The 16,654-nt window shown below is 71.0% G+C and carries 11 protein-coding genes; 5 read left to right on the forward strand and 6 right to left on the reverse strand.

Annotation, left to right across the window (positions count from 1 at the left end; all coding sequences use genetic code 11):
* Window positions 1–159: 159 nt before the first annotated feature.
* The 3 genes from COGEMETH_RS02045 to COGEMETH_RS02055 all read right to left on the reverse strand — a co-directional run bounded on the left by COGEMETH_RS02045 (window position 160) and on the right by COGEMETH_RS02055 (window position 10,711).
* Window positions 160–1,527 carry an aminotransferase class I/II-fold pyridoxal phosphate-dependent enzyme gene (locus COGEMETH_RS02045; protein ID WP_238180960.1) on the reverse strand — a complete coding sequence of 456 codons (1,368 nt, stop codon included), beginning with the start codon at window positions 1,525–1,527 and terminating at the stop codon, window positions 160–162.
* Window positions 1,524–8,957 carry a type I polyketide synthase gene (locus COGEMETH_RS02050; RefSeq protein WP_373875300.1) on the reverse strand — a complete coding sequence of 2,478 codons (7,434 nt, stop codon included), beginning with the start codon at window positions 8,955–8,957 and terminating at the stop codon, window positions 1,524–1,526. The genes COGEMETH_RS02045 and COGEMETH_RS02050 overlap by 4 nt, the downstream gene beginning before the upstream one ends.
* Window positions 8,958–9,388: 431 nt before the next feature.
* A complete protein-coding gene (locus COGEMETH_RS02055) occupies window positions 9,389–10,711 on the reverse strand; it encodes a UDP-glucose dehydrogenase family protein (RefSeq protein ID WP_238180962.1) in 1,323 nt (440 codons plus the stop codon).
* 272 nt (window positions 10,712–10,983) lie between these two features.
* On the opposite strand from COGEMETH_RS02055, the gene argB reads away from it, so the two are divergent.
* The 3 genes from argB to COGEMETH_RS02070 all read left to right on the forward strand — a co-directional run bounded on the left by argB (window position 10,984) and on the right by COGEMETH_RS02070 (window position 13,084).
* On the forward strand, window positions 10,984–11,877 hold the full coding sequence (gene argB / locus COGEMETH_RS02060) for an acetylglutamate kinase (RefSeq protein ID WP_373875301.1): 894 nt from the start codon (window positions 10,984–10,986) through the stop codon (window positions 11,875–11,877).
* 65 nt (window positions 11,878–11,942) lie between these two features.
* Entirely contained in the window at window positions 11,943–12,677 is a 735-nt protein-coding gene (locus tag COGEMETH_RS02065; RefSeq protein ID WP_238180963.1) for a pyrimidine 5'-nucleotidase, read from the forward strand.
* Complete coding sequence (locus COGEMETH_RS02070; RefSeq protein ID WP_238180964.1) at window positions 12,674–13,084, forward strand: metallopeptidase family protein; 411 nt, start codon at window positions 12,674–12,676, stop codon at window positions 13,082–13,084. The genes COGEMETH_RS02065 and COGEMETH_RS02070 overlap by 4 nt, the downstream gene beginning before the upstream one ends.
* On the opposite strand, the gene COGEMETH_RS02075 is transcribed toward COGEMETH_RS02070, so the two are convergent.
* The 3 genes from COGEMETH_RS02075 to COGEMETH_RS02085 form a co-directional block, all read right to left on the reverse strand.
* The gene (locus tag COGEMETH_RS02075; protein ID WP_238180965.1) at window positions 13,067–14,323 is read right to left on the reverse strand and encodes a peptide ABC transporter permease; all 1,257 of its coding nucleotides are present in this window, start codon (window positions 14,321–14,323) and stop codon (window positions 13,067–13,069) included. The two genes, COGEMETH_RS02070 and COGEMETH_RS02075, sit on opposite strands and share 18 nt — an antisense overlap.
* 124 nt (window positions 14,324–14,447) lie before the next feature.
* The gene (locus COGEMETH_RS02080) at window positions 14,448–14,972 is read right to left on the reverse strand and encodes a DUF2937 family protein (protein ID WP_238180966.1); all 525 of its coding nucleotides are present in this window, start codon (window positions 14,970–14,972) and stop codon (window positions 14,448–14,450) included.
* Between the two features lie 244 nt (window positions 14,973–15,216).
* A complete protein-coding gene (locus COGEMETH_RS02085; protein WP_238180967.1) occupies window positions 15,217–15,588 on the reverse strand; it encodes an ArsR/SmtB family transcription factor in 372 nt (123 codons plus the stop codon).
* A 74-nt stretch (window positions 15,589–15,662) separates the two neighbouring features.
* On the opposite strand from COGEMETH_RS02085, the gene COGEMETH_RS02090 reads away from it, so the two are divergent.
* Together COGEMETH_RS02090 and COGEMETH_RS02095 are read left to right on the forward strand one after the other, a co-directional pair.
* The gene (locus COGEMETH_RS02090; protein WP_238180970.1) at window positions 15,663–16,361 is read left to right on the forward strand and encodes a sigma-70 family RNA polymerase sigma factor; all 699 of its coding nucleotides are present in this window, start codon (window positions 15,663–15,665) and stop codon (window positions 16,359–16,361) included.
* Between the two features lie 9 nt (window positions 16,362–16,370).
* Entirely contained in the window at window positions 16,371–16,568 is a 198-nt protein-coding gene (locus COGEMETH_RS02095; RefSeq protein WP_238180968.1) for a polyhydroxyalkanoate synthesis regulator DNA-binding domain-containing protein, read from the forward strand.
* Window positions 16,569–16,654 lie beyond the last annotated feature (86 nt).

Below are 16,654 nucleotides of genomic sequence, written 5' to 3' on the forward strand. Positions count from 1 at the left end.
CATACGCCAAGTAGCGCCGTCTCACGCCGGACTGCCTCCGGTCCGACCGGACCTCGGGGAAATCCAGGCCCACGAAGCAGAAAGCCGGCCCCGCAACCGGGGCCGGCTTTCTCGTAACTCACCCCCAACCATGATCGGTCGAGGGTGCCTGGAGACGAATCAGCCGCGCTTGGCCAGGAGCTGCTCGATCAGCGAGCCACCCTTCTCGATCGCCGCAAGCTCCTCGGCCACCGCCGTGACCGTGTCGCGGATCTGGTCGGGGGTATGCTCGGAGGTCATGAAGAAGCGCAGGCGCGAGGCCCGCTCCGGCACCGCCGGATGGATGATCGGCTGGACGTTGATGCCGCGCTTGAACAGGCGGTCGGACAGGGTCACCGACTTCAAAGAATCGCCCACGATCACCGGGATCACCGCCAGCCCGAGGCTGGTGCCGGTGTCGAGTCCGTGCTTCTTGGCGCAGGCGAGGAAGAGGCTGCCGTTCTGGCGCAGGCGTTCGACCCGGTCGGGCTCGGCATGCATCACGGCGAGCGCCGCCTCGGCGGCGGCGGCGAGCGGCGGGGACATGCCGACGCTGTAGACGAAGCCGCCGGCCGTGCATTTCAGGTACTCGACCAGCGCCGCCGGCCCGCAGATGTAGCCGCCGCAGGCCGAGAGTGTCTTCGAGAACGTGCCCATCCAGATGTCGACCTGCTTGGGGTCGACGCCCGCATGTTCGAACAGGCCGGCGCCGTTGCGACCGAGGACGCCGAGGCCGTGGGCGTCGTCCACCATGAGCCAGGCGTTGTAGCGCTGCTTGAGGGCGACGAAGCCGGCGAGGTCCGGCGCGTCGCCGTCCATGCTGTAGAGGCCTTCGATCACGATCAGGGCCCGGCGGTGCTCGTGGCGGGTGGCCTGCAGCAGGGTCTCGAGGGCGTCGAGGTCGTTGTGGGCGAAGGAGCGGCGCTGCGCCCCGGAGAGCTGCGCACCCGTGACGATGCTGTTGTGGATCAGCGCGTCGTGGAAGATCACGTCGCCCGGCTCCAGCAGGGCGCCGATGGTGGTGACGTTGGTGGCGTGCCCGCTCACCATCACCACGCAGGCATCCGTGGCGTAGTGGGCGGCCAGCGCCCTCTCCAGGCTGAGATGGCCCGGCCGCTCACCGGCGACCACGCGGCTGGCCGAGGCCGAGGTGCCGTAGGCATCGAGCGCCTCGCGGGCCGCGGCGTTGATGGCCGGGTGCCCGTTGAGGCCGAGATAGTCGTAGGACGAGAAGTTGGTGAAGGAGCGCCCGTCGATGCGCGTCGTCGCCCCGGCCTTGGCGTCGTGGACGCGGAAGAACGGGTTGCCCAGGCCGATCAGGTCGGCGGCCGAGCGCTGAAGCCGCAACTCGCGGTAGCCCGGCAGCGTCTCGAAGTTCTGGACCGACGGGTCGCCCGAGGTCTCCGGCGCCTTGATCGGGGTGGGCCTGGGCGTATTGCGCCCGAGGCGATTCGTCACGAAGCCCGCGAGCGCGGCGCGCCCGCCGTCCGGCCGTGGCGACTGGGTCATGAAAGGATCTCTTTGGTCTCGAGGCTCTTCTGCTCCACGAGGTCCTTGAAGGGCGCGAGCGCCGCCGCATCGACCTCGGTGCCGACATGCTTCGAGGCGAGGCTCAGGGCGACGCCGGCGGCCTCGTCCATGGGCGCCGAAACCGCCTGAATTAAGGACTCCGACAACTCGTTCACGGTCATGCCCGAGGAGAGGCCGGCCGGCGGCGAATCGAGGCCGAAGCGCTCCTGCAGGCTGGCACCGAGTTCCACGCCCATCAGCGAATCGAGGCCGATCTCCGAGAGCTGGCGCACGCGGCTGATGTCGTCCTTGGGCAGGCGCAGGATGCGGGCGATGTCCTCGACGATGGCATCGGCCACCGTCTTGCGCACGGAATCCACGTCCCCGCCCTTGAGCAGCAGGCCGATATTGATGGTGGCGACGGCACCCGCCTCCATCTGCTGGTCGGAGCCGAGATCGGCGTAGCTCGGCGAGCGCATGGTGGCGAGGCGCTCGCGGGCCTTGCCCCAATGCATCGAGGCGATGGCGATCACCGCCTCGTCCGGGTTCGAGCCCTGGCCTTCCAGGGCCTCGGCCATCAGGTCGAGGCAGCGGCGGGCATCCATCGGCGTCACGCCGACGCGGCCGGCCAGCGTCTCCATCACCGCGCGGTTGCGGGCGAGCACGCCCACGTCGCCGATGGCGCCCCAGGCGACGGCGAGCGCCGGCAATCCACGGCGGCGGCGCTGGCGGGCCAGCCCCTCCATGAAGCCGTTGGCAGCCACGTATGCGCCCTGGCCGGGATTGCCGATGAAGGTCGTGGCCGAGGAGAACAACACGAAATAGTCGAGCTGGCGCTCGCGGGTCGCGGCATCGAGATGCTGCGCGCCGATGACCTTGGGCCGGATCACCGCGTCCAGCGCGGCCGCGTCGATGTTGGCGATCAGGCCGTCCTGGAGCACCATCGCCCCGTGGATCACGCCCGCGAGCTTGCGCCCGCCGCGCTCGATCCCGGTGACGAGGGCCTCGACCTCCGCACGGCTGGTGATGTCGCAGGCCTTGGCCTCGACGGTGACGCCGCGGGCGGTCAGTTCCGTGAGAAGGGCCTTGGCCTCGTCGGTGCTCGCGCCCTTTCGCCCGACCAGGACGAGGTGGCGCGCGCCGCGGTCCGCGAGCCAGCGGGACGCTTCCAGGCCGAAGCCACCGAGCCCCCCGGTGATGAGGTGGACGCCCTCGCCGGAGATGGAGAAGGCGGCCTTGCGCTCGGCCAGCACGCGGCCGGGCTTGGGCGGGGCGATGACGATCTTCCCCACATGCCCGGATTGCTGCATCAGCCGGAACGCGTCCGAGGTCTCGTCGGCGGTGAAGGGCTGGTAGGGCAGGGGCTTGAGGCCGCCTTCCGTGAACAGGGCCATCACCTCGCGGAACATCCGCGCCCCGTCCTCGCCTTGGTGCTGGAGCACCTGGTCGAGGTCGACGCCGAAATAGGAGAGGTTCCGCCGGAACGGGCGCAGGCCGATATGGGTGTTGGCGACGTAGTCGCGCTTGCCCAACTCGATGAAGCGGCCGAAGGGCTTGAGGGCGTTGAGCGAGCGCTCCATCGCCTCGCCGAACAGGCTGTTGAGCACCACGTCGACGCCGTCGCCGGTGATGGCGCGCACATCGTCCACGAAGGCGAGCGAGCGGGAGTCGAGGACGTGCTCGGCGCCGAGCGCCTTGACCAGCGCCCGCTTCTCCCGCGAACCCGCCGTGGCGATGACGCGGGCGCCCTTCATCCGGGCGATCTGGAGGGCGGCGAGCCCCACGCCGCCGGCGCCGCCATGGACCAGCACCCACTCGCCGCGCCGCAGGCGGGCGCAGGAGACGAGGCCGTAATAGGCGGTGAGGAAGGCCACCGGCACGGTCGCCGCCGCCATCGGGCCGAGGCCGGCAGGCGCCGGCGCCACGACGAGGTCCGGCACGACGATGTGGGTGGCGAAGCCCGACTGGGCGAAGGCGACGACGGCATCACCCACCTTGAAGCCCTTGACGCCCGCGCCCACGGCCGAGATCCGGCCGGCGCATTCGAGGCCGAGCCGCGGGCCGGCGAAGCCGTCCTCCAGGATCTCCTCGGGCAGCATCGACAGGGCCCAGAGCACGTCGCGGAAGTTCAGGCCGGTGGCCTCGACCGCGATCTCGACCTCGCCGGCCGCCGGCGCGCGGCGCTCGGCGGGCCCCCAGACCATCTCGTTGAGGCCGCCGGTGTTGCTGCGCTCCAGGCGCGCGGCCTCGGCCTGGACCGATTCCGCGTCCGCCCGGCGCCGGGGCCGGCCAGGACCGAAGCGGATCACCTGCGTGCGGTCCTCGTCCAGTACGATCTCGGTCTCCGGCGTGCCGGAGAGGATGAGGTCGCGCAGGCGCTCGGAGGCGCGCTTGGAGGACATCTCGGGGGAGAGGTCGATGCGGCGCACGTCGAGGTTGGGGGCCTCGTTGGCAAGCGTCCGGGTGAAGGCCCAGACACCGGCCTCGATCGACGGCCCTTGGCCGCCGCGGTCGCGGGTGGCACCCGGTGCCACGACCCAGAGGCGGGTCTGGCGCGAGCCCAGGTGCTCGGTGCAGCGCTTGAGGCTGAGGCAGCGGTCGCGCAGGCGCTCGGCCGCCTCGCCGCCGCGGGTGAAGGCGCCGGCCAGGAAGACCACCGTGTCCGGGGTCTCCCGCTCCAGCTCCATCAGGGAGGTCTCGGAGTCGAGGATGATCGAGACGTGGACGCCCGCCGCCACCAGCAGGGTGGCGAGCGACGAAGCGGTCTCGGCGGCGAACTCATCGTCCGAGCCGATGACGAAGGCGAAGGTCTGTGCCGGCGCCTTGCCCGGACGGGCCGGGGCCTCGGCCGTGAGCAGCAGGTCGTCGCCGTTGCCCGACGCCGCGCGGTCCACCGCCACGCTGACGAGGCCGGTGGCGCTCAAGCTGCGCTGCCAGCCGGTCACGTCGTCCAGGCGCCCGACCGGCATGCCGCCGACCCCGTCCTCGAACCAGCCGGGGGTGAGGCCGAAGACGAGGTCGCGGAACAGGGAGGCGCCGGGCTCGACGGCGACCAGGAGGCCGCCGGTCGCCAGGGCGTCGGCGAGCCTGCGGGGCAGGTCGCGCTCGCCCCGGTGCAGGGCGCCACTCGCCAGGATCAGGTCGAAGGCGCCGGGCGGCAGTTCGTCGGCCGTCTCGATCACGGCGACGCCCCGGGGCAGGGCGAGGCGGGCGCGCTCGGCCAGCCGCCGGTCGGTCTCGAACACGGTCAGCCGCGCCTCGGCCGCATCGGCGAACGCGGCGGCCTGGGCCGAGAGGGGTCCGAAGCCGGCCTGGAGCAGGCGCAACGCCCGGTCCTTCGGCAGCTTGGCGCGGGCCGCCTCGACGAGGCCGGCGACCACGTCGGCCGAAGCGCGGGCCGTGGCGCTGCGCAGTGTAAAGGCGTCGAGCGCGTTCTGCGGCAGGGACGGGGCCTCGGCCAAGCTCCCCGCGAGCAGTCGGTCCACCAGCGCTCCGACATCGGCGATCAGGACCAGTTCGGCCGACAGTTCGGGATGGTCGGCCGCGATCCAGCGCATGATCTCGTCGGGTGCCGGCAGGGCCGAGCCGTCGCCCAGCGTCCAGGCGTCGCTGCTGCGCTCGGCCAGCCCGCTGCTCTCCAGGGCATAGAGGGCGTTGACGAGCCAGGGCTGCATCGGCTCGGGCACGCGCCCGTCGACGGCGACGGTGCGGCCGCGCTTCAACCCGGCGGCGAGGCGGTAGGCCAGGGAGGTCGCCCAGCCTTCCAGAAGCAGGTGGCCCGGCGAGAGGGGGGCGTCCTTGGCGCCGCGAGCGGCCTCGACAAGAGGTCGGAGGCGGGCGGCGATGCTCGGCCGGCGCTCCATCGGGATCGCGGTCGGCTCGGTAGCGAGTTCGGGCACCTGCGAGATCGCGTAGGCCGCGAGTTCCCCGCTCCCCTTTGCCCGGAGCGCCTGGAACCGGCCCTCGCGGATGGTGGCGATCACCTCGCCTTCGGCGTCGAGGACGCTGAAGTCGGCCAGGATCGAGCGCTCGTTGCAGCGGCGGGTGCGGATCACCGCCCGCGCGATCGCGACGCCCGGCCGCACGAGGCGGATCTCGCCGAAGCGCACGGGGATGTAGGCCTTGCCGGCGTTCTCGCCCAGCAGGTCGGCGAACAGCAGGATCAGGCCGTGGAAGCAGGCGTCGAGGCGCGCCGGGACGAGGCCGTAGCGCGGGTTGGCCTCGGCCGGCACGAGGTCGGAGACGATGGTCGCGTCGTCGATGCGGGCCGACAGGGCCACTTGGCGGAAGCTCGGGCCGAAGCCGAGGCCTGCGGCCTCGGCGCGGGTGTAGAGTTCGGCGCCGGTGAGCACGTGCTCGGACGGCATCTCGATCTCGGGCCTGACGGGAGCCGAGTAGGTGCCTTCGATGATCTTGGCGGCGGCGTGGAGCTGCCAGGGGGCTTGGGTGAGACGAGGCCGGCTCAGGACTTGGATGGCGTTACCGGAACCGGAAAGGCGTACGGCGACCTCGCGCAGCGCCTCCTCGCCGAACACCATCGGAGACACGATCTCGAAGTCGGCCAGCACAACGTGGTCGGTGCGCAGCGCCTCGCGGGCGGCGGCGAGCGCCATCTCGACGAAGCCGGCGCCGGGCATGATCGCCTGGCCCTCGATGCGGTGGTCGTCGAGTTCGGGGACGGTGGCGATGTCGACGTAGCCGTGCCATTCCAGCCCGTCGGGCGCGGTGCGCGAGCCGATCAGGGGGTGGTAGGCGCGGGGGCTGGCCGCCCCCATGCTCTCGCTGGTGTCGCCCAGCCGGAAGGGCCGGCGCTGCCAGGGGTAGGACGGCAGGCGGATGTCCCCGGCCGGCTCGTCGCCGAAGACCAGCCGCTCGTCGACGGCCGCGCCCTGCACCAGGGCCGCGGCCAGCGCCTTGGCGAAGGGATCGCCACCGCTGGCCTTGCGGTGCATCACGCCGACGACGGCGTTCTCGATGCCGAGCGGCTCGATCGAGTCGCCCACGTGGGACATCAGGGTGGCGCGGGGGCCGACCTCGACGAAGACGCGGGCGCCCTGGCGGGTCGCCTCCTGCACGGCCTCGCAGAAGCGCACCGGCTCGCGGATGTTGCGCCACCAGTAGGTGGCCCCGAACTCAGGTCCCGAGAGCAGGCCGCCGGTCACGGTCGAGACCATCTGCGTGGTGCCGGCCGAGGCCTTCAGCCCGGAAAGGTCGCGCAGCAGCGGCTTCTCGGTCGGGTCCATGATCCGGCCGTGGAAGGGATAGGCGAGGTCGAGCTTGCGCCCGCGGCGGCGCTTGCGCGAGAGCGCCTTCAGGGCCGCGTCGATCTCGGCCACCGGCCCGGCGACGGTCACCGCCTTCGGGCTGTTGTAGGCGGCGATATCGAGGTTCGGGTAGCCTTCGAGGAAGGCGTCGACCTCGTCGGCGGGCATCAGCAGCACCGCCATGGTGCCCTGGCCGCGGGTCGTCTCCTGGTGGTGGCTGCGGTAGAAGATGACCTTCACAGCCTGGTCCAGGCTGAGGATGCCGGCGGCCTCCGCCGCGGCGATCTCGCCGACGCTGTGGCCGAGGACGAAGCGGGGGGCGAGGCCCCTGGCGCGCAGCGCCGTGGTCGAGGCGCTCTGGATCGCGAAGATCAGGGGCTGCGAGACGCTGGTGAGGGCCAGCCGCTCGTCCAGGTCCTCGGCCTCCAGGGCAGCCTTGAGGGACCACTTGGAATAGGCGAAGAACAGCCGGTCGATCCGGTCGAAGGCCTCGGCGAAGACCGGGTTCTCGGCATAGGCCTCGCGGCCCATCCCGGCCCACTGGCTGCCGTTGCCGGAATAGACGAAGGCCACGTCGGCCGCCCGGTCGATGGCGGTGCCTGTGAGCGCCGCATCCGTGTCCTCGGCCTCGCCGACCGCGCGGAGCGCCGCGGCCACGTCGGCCTTGCCGTCCAGCGCGATGGCCAGGCGGGCGGGCAGGCGCTCGCGCCGGTGGGCGGCGCCGGCGGCGATGCGGGAGAGGTCCGCGTCCTGCGCCTCGATGCGGTCGGCGTAGTCGAGGGCGAGTTCGTTCAGGGCCGCGCGGCTCTGGGCCGAGAGCAGCAGCATCTCGGGGCCGCGGGTGTCGGCCGTCGGTGCCGGCGCCCGCTCGCCGTCGGTGAGCACGATGTGGGCGTTGGTGCCGCCGAAGCCGAAGGAGTTCACGCCGGCGAAGCGCTCGCGCCCGTCGCGGGGAATCGAAAGCGCCTCGCGCACGACCTGGAGGTTCAGGCGGGCGAAGGGGATGTCGGGGTTCAGCTCGGCCGCGTGCAGGGAGGGCGGCACGAGGTCGTGCTCGAGCGCCAGGCTCGCCTTGAGAAGGCCGGCGAGCCCCGAGACCGGCTCGGTATGGCCGATATTGGTCTTGATCGAGCCGATCGGCAGGGGGGCCTGGCGGCCGCGGCCGATCTGGCCGCCGATGGCGCTGGCCTCGATCGGGTCGCCGACCGGGGTACCGGTGCCGTGGGCCTCGACGAAGGCGATGCGGTCGAGGTCGATCCCGGCCTCGCGGTAGACCTGCTCCAGCAGCGCCCCTTGCGCGTAGCCCGAGGGCAGGGAGATGCCGGTGGTGCGCCCGTCCGAGTTGACGCCGCTGGCCGCGATCACGCCGCGCACGGTCGAGCCGCTGCGGCGGGCGGCCTCGGCCGATTGCAGCACGAGCACCACGCCGCCCTCGGAGCGGACGTAGCCGTCCGCATTCGCCGAGAAGGCCTGGCACAGGCCGGTGCGCGAGAGCATCTGCGCGTTGGAGAAGCAGATGAAGTTGAACGGGCTCGCCAGCACGTTCACGCCTGCCACCACCGCCGTGTCTACCCGGCCGGAGCGGATCGCGGAGACCGCGTTGTCCAGGGCCACGAGGGAGGAGGAGCAGGCGGTGTCGACCGTGAAGCTCGGACCCTTCAGGTCGAAGATGTACGAGATGCGGTTCGACAGGATCGAGAGGGTGTTGCCGGTGGCCGCATAGGCGTCCCCCGACGGCACGTCGAGGATGCGCAGGTTGCCGTAATCGAGGGAGGAGGCGCCCACGAACACGCCGATCTGGCTGCCGGCCACCCCGGACGGGCGCATGCCCGCATCTTCGAGCGCCTCCCAGGTGAGTTCGAGCAGGAGCCGCTGCTGCGGGTCCATCTGCTCGGCCTCGCGGGGCGAGATGCCGAACACGGCCGGATCGAACGACCAGATGTCGTCCAGGACGCCCGCGGCCCAGGTATAGCTCTTGCCGCGCTCCTGTGCGCGGGGGTGTCCGAAGCGGTCGAGCGACCAGCGGTCGCCGGGGACGCGGCTGACGGCGCAGCGTCCCTCGCTCAGCAACTGCCAGAGCCCGTCGACGCTTCCCGCGCCGGGAAGCCGACAGGCCCGACCGACGATCGCAATATGGGTACGTTGTTTCACGTTCGCTTCGCACACGCTCGTTAACGGAGGACGATTCGGCTTTCTGCGCGTAGGCACTCTCGTCAACCCTTAGTATGGCTCTAATGCGGTGTCCAACACCCGGACACGGCGCACGGGACCCCAGACCCGCAATTGACGCGGCCTGTGGCATGTATTCATCGGTCTAAGCTTTGCCATTCGAGCGTTAGTCCGCTCGCAAGGTTAGCTTATGTCGGCCGCATAACCCCAGGCCTACCGTAATGTCGGCGCATTCCGGTCCAGATCGCCACTGCGGATTTGCGGCAATGCGCGGCGCTTGCGGTTTCGACTTCGCGCATCGATGCGAAGACATCGGGCGCCGGGGCCGACGGATCACAGGTCTATAGGGTGCGTCGGCGTGTCGGGCCGGCAACGGCCGGACCGAAGCGGCGACGCTCCCCAGCCGATACCAGTCCTGCCGGCACCGCTCATCGGACGGTCACCCCCTCCGGCCGCCCGACGCCGGTGTAGCGAAACCCCTTCGCCTCCAGGTCCTGCGGACGGTAGACGTTGCGCAGGTCCACCACGACGGGTGCGGCCATCAGCCCGTGCAGGCGCTCGAAATCCAGCGCCCGGAAGGCGTTCCACTCGGTGACGATCACCAGGGCGTCGGCCCCTTCGGCGCAATCGTAGGGGTCCTCGGCATAGGCGAGGTCGGGCAGGAGCGTCCGGGCCTGTTCCATGCCCTCAGGGTCGTAGGCGCGCACCGTCGCCCCCGCGTCCTGGAGGCCGGCGATGATGGCGAGCGAGGGCGCCTCGCGCATGTCGTCGGTGTTGGGCTTGAAGGTCAGGCCGAGCACCGCGACGGTCTTGCCCCGCACCGCGCCGCCGCAGGCCTGGATCACCTTGCGCGCCATCGCGCGCTTCCGCTGGTCGTTGACCGAGACCACGGTCTCGACGAGGCGCACGGGGCTGCCCGCGTCCTGGGCCGTCTTGACCAGCGCCAGGGTGTCCTTCGGGAAGCAGGAGCCGCCGTAGCCGGGCCCGGCATGGAGGAACTTGGAGCCGATGCGGTTGTCGAGCCCGATGCCGCGGGCCACCGCCTGCACGTCGGCGCCGACCCGCTCGCACAGGTCTGCCATCTCGTTGATGAAGGTGATCTTGGTGGCCAGGAACGCGTTGGCGGCGTATTTCGTCAGCTCGGCCGTGCGGCGGGACGTGACGAGGATCGGCGCCTGGTTGAGGTAGAGCGGGCGGTAGACCTCGTTCATCACCTCGGCCGCCCGGGCCTCGTCGGCGCCGACCACGATGCGGTCGGGGCGCTTGAAGTCGCCGATCGCGGCGCCCTCCCGCAGGAATTCCGGGTTCGAGACCACGGAGACGTCGGCGTCCGGGGCGGCCTCGCGAATGATGCGCTCGACCTCGTCGCCGGTGCCCACCGGCACCGTCGACTTGGTCACGACCACGGTGTAGCCGGTGAGCGCACCCGCGATCTCGCGGGCGGCGGCGTAGACGTAGGACAGGTCGGCGAAGCCGTCTCCGCGGCGCGAGGGCGTGCCGACCGCGATGAACACGGCGTCGGCCTGAGCCACGGCCTCGGTGAGGTCGGTGCGGAAGGTGAGGCGCCCCTGGCGCACTGTCTCGGCGACGAGCGCTTCGAGGCCAGGCTCGTAGATCGGCATGCGCCCGGCGCGCAGGCTCTCGATCTTGGCCGGGTCCTTGTCGACGCAGACCACGCTATGCCCGAAATCGGCGAAGCACGCGCCGGAGACCAGGCCGACATAGCCGGACCCCACCATCGCGATGCGCATCGAGTCCCTCCAGGAGCCGGACCGGCCTGTTGCAGCGCACCATTAGCGGGGAACGCCCGCCGTGCAAACCGCGGACGCCCCGCGTCCGGCGCCCGTCCGGCATGCGGCCTCAAGAGGCCGGCAATGACCGCGCAATCACGTCGGTTTTTTGACAGGGGGCCTTTTGCCGGTCGGAGGCCGGGCCGGGCGAACGGGTTTCCGAGTGCGGCTTCGCAGGGCGTCTCCCTTCCTATAAAGACCGCCGGAGCCTGACGGGGTCGCGAAGGATCACGATGACCGAACTGCCGAACGTGCACGTGCGCGCCGAAGTCCTGGCCCAGGCGCTGCCCCACATGCAGCGCTACGACCAGGAGATCGTGGTCATCAAGTACGGCGGCCACGCCATGGGCGACCGCGCCGCGGCGGAGGACTTCGCCGAGGACATCGTGCTGCTGGAGCAGTCGGGCCTCAAGCCGATCGTGGTGCATGGGGGCGGGCCCCAGATCGGGCGGATGCTGGAGCGGCTCGGCATCCAGTCCGAGTTCAAGGGCGGCCTGCGCGTGACCGACGAGGCCACCGTCGAGGTGGTCGAGATGGTTCTGGCCGGCTCGATCAACAAGCAGATCGTCGGCTGGATCTCGGCCGAGGGCGGCCGGGCCATCGGCCTGTGCGGCAAGGACGGCAACATGGTCCGCGCCAAGCGCGCCATGAAGACCGTGACGGACCCGGAGAGCCGGGAGGTCCAGACCGTCGACCTCGGCCTCGTTGGCGAGCCGGAGCACGTCGAGCGCGGGGTGCTCGACGCGGTGCTCAAGGCCGAGCTGATCCCGGTGCTGGCGCCCGTCGCCTACGGCGCGGACGGGCAGACCTACAACGTCAACGCCGACACCTTCGCAGGCGCCATCGCCGGGGCGCTGCGGGCCAAGCGCCTGCTGCTGCTCACCGACGTTCCCGGCGTCCTCGACAAGGACAAGAACCTGATCCCGGAACTGACGGTGGAGGATTGCCGGCGGCTGATCGCCGACGGCACCATCACCGGCGGCATGATCCCGAAGATCGAGACCTGCATCTACGCCATCGACCGCGGCGTCGAGGCGGTGGTCATCCTCGACGGCAAGGTCAACCACGCGGTGCTGCTCGAACTCTTCACCGATTACGGCGCGGGCACGCTGATCCGCCGCAGCTGAGCCGCTTCCCTCCGCGGCCGGGGCGCCCATCTCAGGCGGCCCGGCCTCCAGACAAAGACGGTTCCGTGTTCCTTCCCGGCCAGAGCCACTTCACCACCGGCGACGCCCGCGGTTTCGCCGCCGTGGACACCTGGGTGTTCGACCTCGACAACACCCTGTACCCGAGCGACGCGCGGGTTTGGCCGCAGGTGGACGAGCGCATCACGCTCTACGTCATGCGCCTGTTCGGCCTCGACGGGCTCTCGGCGCGCGCCCTGCAGAAGTACTTCTACCACCGCTACGGCACGACCCTGAAGGCGCTGATGGTGGAGGAGGGCGTGGACCCGCACGACTTCCTCGACTTCGCCCACGACATCGACCACTCGACGATCAGCCTCGACGCCGCCCTCGGCGACGCAATCGAGCGCCTGCCCGGCCGCAAGCTGATCCTGACCAACGGCTCGCGCCGCCACGCGGAGAACGTGGCGGCCAAGCTCGGCATCCTCGACCATTTCGAGGACGTGTTCGACATCGCGGCGGCCGACTTCGTGCCCAAGCCCGAGCGCTCGACCTACCTGCGCTTCCTGGAGCGGCACGGGGTGGACCCAGAGCGCTCGGCCCTGTTCGAGGACATCGCCCGCAACCTCGTGGTGCCCCACGATCTCGGCATGGCCACCGTCCTCGTGGTGCCCCGCGTGATCGACCCCTACCGCGAGGCCTTCGAGCAGGAGGCGGTGCGCGAGACGCATATCGACCACATCACCAGCGACCTCGCCGCCTTCCTGGAGACCTGCGTGCTGCCGGCGGCAGGCACGTCGTGAGCGGGCTCGCCGAGGCCCGTGCGCCGAGCCTGTCCGAGATCGAGGCCCTGGCCGAGGACGCCTTCGCGCGCCTGCCGGACGAATTCCGGGCGCTGTGCACGGGCGTGCGGATCGTCGTGGACGACTTCCCCGACGACGAGACCCTGGCCGAGATGGGCTGCGAGAGCGAATTCGACCTGCTCGGCCTGTTCCGCGGGATCGGGCTGGCGCAGTCCGGCGAGGTTTCGACCGGCCAGATGCCGAACGCGGTCTGGCTCTACCGCCGGCCGCTGCTCGACTACTGGGCCGAGCACGACGAGACCCTGGGCCACCTCGTCACCCACGTCCTGGTCCACGAGATCGGCCACCATGTCGGCCTCTCGGACGACGACATGGCCCGGATCGAGGCCTCATCCGACCTCGGCTGAGCCGTCCGAGCCGGCCTCGCGGATGCGCCGCAGGCGGGCGACCTTGGGACGGCTCGTCCGGAACTGGCCGCGCTCGATCGACACGAACACCAGCACCGTGATCGCCAGCGCCGTCAGCCACCAGATCACGGTGAGGCCGACGCCGATGCAGGCGATGGTGAAGGCGGCCGCAAACCCGGCCATGGCGCCGGGCACCAGCAGGGGCACGTCGCGGCCCGCCCGGCGGATCGAGGCGTGGAGGCAGAAGGCGGCCGCCAGCGCCCCGACGATGCCGAGTTCGTACCAGAGTTCGAACAGGGCGGTGGTGGGGGCGTTGGCCGGCAGCAGGCCGGCGACGCGGCCGCGCAGAGCCGTCTCGAAGCCGTGGCCGGTGATGAGTCGGAGGGGCTCGGACGTGACGATCTTCTGCCAGCTCTTGAGGGAGAGCACGCCCGGCGCCAGCGGCCCGAACAGGGCGGCGCCCGCGGGTCGCGCCACGAAGGGGATCAGCGGGGCCACCGCCAGCAGCCCGGCCGAGAGGCCGGCGGTGAGCATCACGCCGAGGCGCGGGCGCAGGCTGGTCACCGCGAAGGCGAGGGCGCCGACGAGGAGCGCCAGGATCTGCGTGAGGTTGGGCGAGACCGCGAGCGCCACGGCGACGATCAAGGCCAGCGCCATCGCCTCGCGGTCGCGGCGGCGCGAGCGCAGCCACGCCGCCGCCGGCCAGACCAGCAGGGTCAGGAGGGTGAGGCCGCGGTCCAGCGCGCTGTCGTCGTCCACGCTGCCGCGCATCAGGCTGTCGCCGAACAGGCCGAGGACCACCGCGACGATTGCCGCCGCCGTGATGCCCAGCGGCAGCAGGTAGAGGTTGGCCGAGCGCATCCGGTCGGGCAGCGCCAGGTAGCCGGCCAGCGTCAGCAGGATGGTGGCCGCGAGGTTGGCGAGCCGCTCCGAGGCGGGACCCAGGAACGGCGTCCAGGCCAGAGAGAGCGCCGACCACAGGATCACCAGCATCCCGGCGAGGAAGGCGGGGGAGCCGAGCAGCCGCAGGCCGGCCGGGCGCAAGGGACGCTGGCGCCGGTCGATGGCGCTGGCGATGATGAGCAGGACCACCGCGATGGGCGCGAGCACCACGGTGGCGCGCCGGCCGACCTGCGCCACCACCGGCACGATCACGAACAGGCCGAAGAAGCCGACGCGGCGGAGCAGCGCGGCCGCATCGAGGGCCGGATCGACGGTGGAACGGGATGCGCGCGCCATAATGCGACTCTGACAGCGTGATCCGGGACGGCCTGGTCCGGCGGGGCCACACGACCGGATCACGCCTTCCTATGCAAGCGGCGGGCGAGGGGCTGTAGACGCCCGGCCACACACGCCCGCCCTCTCAGGCCGCCGTGACCTCCGTGCGGGGCCGCCGCCGCGCCATCCGCCGCCCGAGGTCGGAGAGCACGCGCCAACCGCCCCAGGTCGCGAGGAAGCCGAGCAGGCCCGCGACGAGGCCGTCCGTGGTGACCGGCAGGGCCGGGTCGTAATCCTGATAGGCGGCGCGGGCGATCGACACGTCGGGGTCGCGCATCACGGCGACGAGGCGCCCGAGGGGGCTCGTGGCCTGGGCCAGCGCCTGCTGCTGCGCGCTCAGGCGGGCGAGCCGCTCGATGTCGTAGCGGGCGGCCTCCCCGCGCCGGGCGACCAGCCCGTCCGGATTGCCGCGCAGGCGCTCCACCGCCCCGTCGCGGGTGTTGCCGGTGGCCTTCGCGTCGGCTTCCAGGGTGGCGATCTCGCGCCTCAACTCGTCCACGGCGCCGCCGAGGCGCTGGGCGTATTGCTGCGCGAATTCGGGGCCCTGCGCGGCGAGCCCGCCGCCGAGGAGGCCGAGGGCGAGCCCGAGGGTGCGGATGACACGGAACACGAATCGGACCTCACGAACGGGAGTGGGAGAAGAGCACGGTCGGGGGAGTGGTTCCAGAGGTCGCGACGTAGCGGCTCAACCCGACGGCGTGGCGGGTACGGCCGCAATGCTCGCCCGCGCGTGTCGTGCAGCCCGACGCCGTCCACGGACGCGACTCTCAAGCCGTGGGCAGGCTTCGACGGACGTGTGCCGGGGGTCGGCTAGGTGCGATCGGCCGGAGTGCAGGACGCTCGACCGAAGCGGGCTACGATCCTGCCTCGGTACCGCAGCGTACCGATGCGACCGTGTGAATGTCCCTCTCCGGCTCGCCCGGGCTGCAGAATTCCGGGCGCCCGCCGCAGCACCCCTCCATCAAGCCGGTCCCGAGGCTGGTCAGGCGCTCCGGCATCGCCGTGTAGATGATGGATTGTGCCTCCCGCCGCGACTGCACGAGCCCGGCCTGCTCCAGCACCCGAAGGTGGAAGGTCAGCGTCGGCGGTGATCGCCCGACGCTCCGCGCGAGGCGCCCCGCGGGAATGCCCTCGGGAAACGCGGACACCAGCGTCCGGACGATCCGAAGGCGCGTCTCCTGCGACAGAGCCGTCAGCACCGTCAGGATCTCGGCCTCGTTTAGCATCAGTTCATATTTCCATTGGTATCGAATTTAGAGAGAATCTAAGATACAGAATACCAGGAGGCTCGATGCCTGACATGCCGGTCCAGTTCCCCAGCGACGAGTCGACGGACATTCCGGACGTGGCCTACCACGCCATCCTCCTCGAGCACCTCTCGCTACCGCTTCAGGACTACTTCACGCTGACTGAACGGGAACCGTTGCCGGTACGCCTCGCCGACCTGATTGCACACTTCGAGACGCGCGCCCTGGAGCGTGGACGCACCGTAGCCTTCGAGTTCCGGGACGACCTCGTCAAGGCACTGCCGGCCTTGCGGACGTTTGCGCTCTCCTTATGCGGTGACGGGAGCCGCGCCGACGATCTTGTGCAGGATACGTTCGTCCGCGCCTGGACCAATTGGCATCGCTTCACCCCGGGCACGAACTTCACGGCTTGGCTGTTCACGATCCTGCGCAATCAGCTTTACACGGAGATGCGCAAGCGCAAGCGCGAGATCGAGGATGCCGACGGGAAACACGCCGGGCAGATGACGATCCTTCCGGCACAGGAGGATTCCAGCACGCTGCAGGTCGTCTGGAGCAATATCGACGCCCTCCCTCTCGCGCAGCGCCAGGCGCTGCTGCTCGTCGGTGCCGAGGGCTGCACCTACGAGGAAGCCGCCCTCAAACTCGGCTGTCAGATCGGAACGGTCAAAAGCCGGGTCAGCCGGGCGCGTGCCTGTCTCGCCCACTCCCTGGGCGTGACCTTCGACAGCCAGCCGCATCACGTGAGGTAGGCGGGCATCATGTCGAAGACGCGGCGGCCCAGACGGCTGATCAACCGCTACGCCGGTTCGCGCCTCTACGACGTCGAGTCCCGAACCTACGTCCCGGTCGAACGCCGGAAGGAACTGCGCGGCGAGGGCTTCGAGGTGGTGGTCCGCGAGGTCGAGACCGGCCGCTACGTCACCGAGGAGGTGCTGCGGCCGGGCCTGGATGGGTGATCGATAGGCCCAGGTTGAACCTGGCCTTCGCGTCGGGTCGTGCGAGCGGCGGCACAGGTTCGAGCCTCCCGAAAGTCCTGGCCCGA

It is taken from the genome of Methylobacterium trifolii, assembly GCF_022179685.1.
GTDB classification, from domain to species: Bacteria; Pseudomonadota; Alphaproteobacteria; order Rhizobiales; family Beijerinckiaceae; genus Methylobacterium; species Methylobacterium trifolii.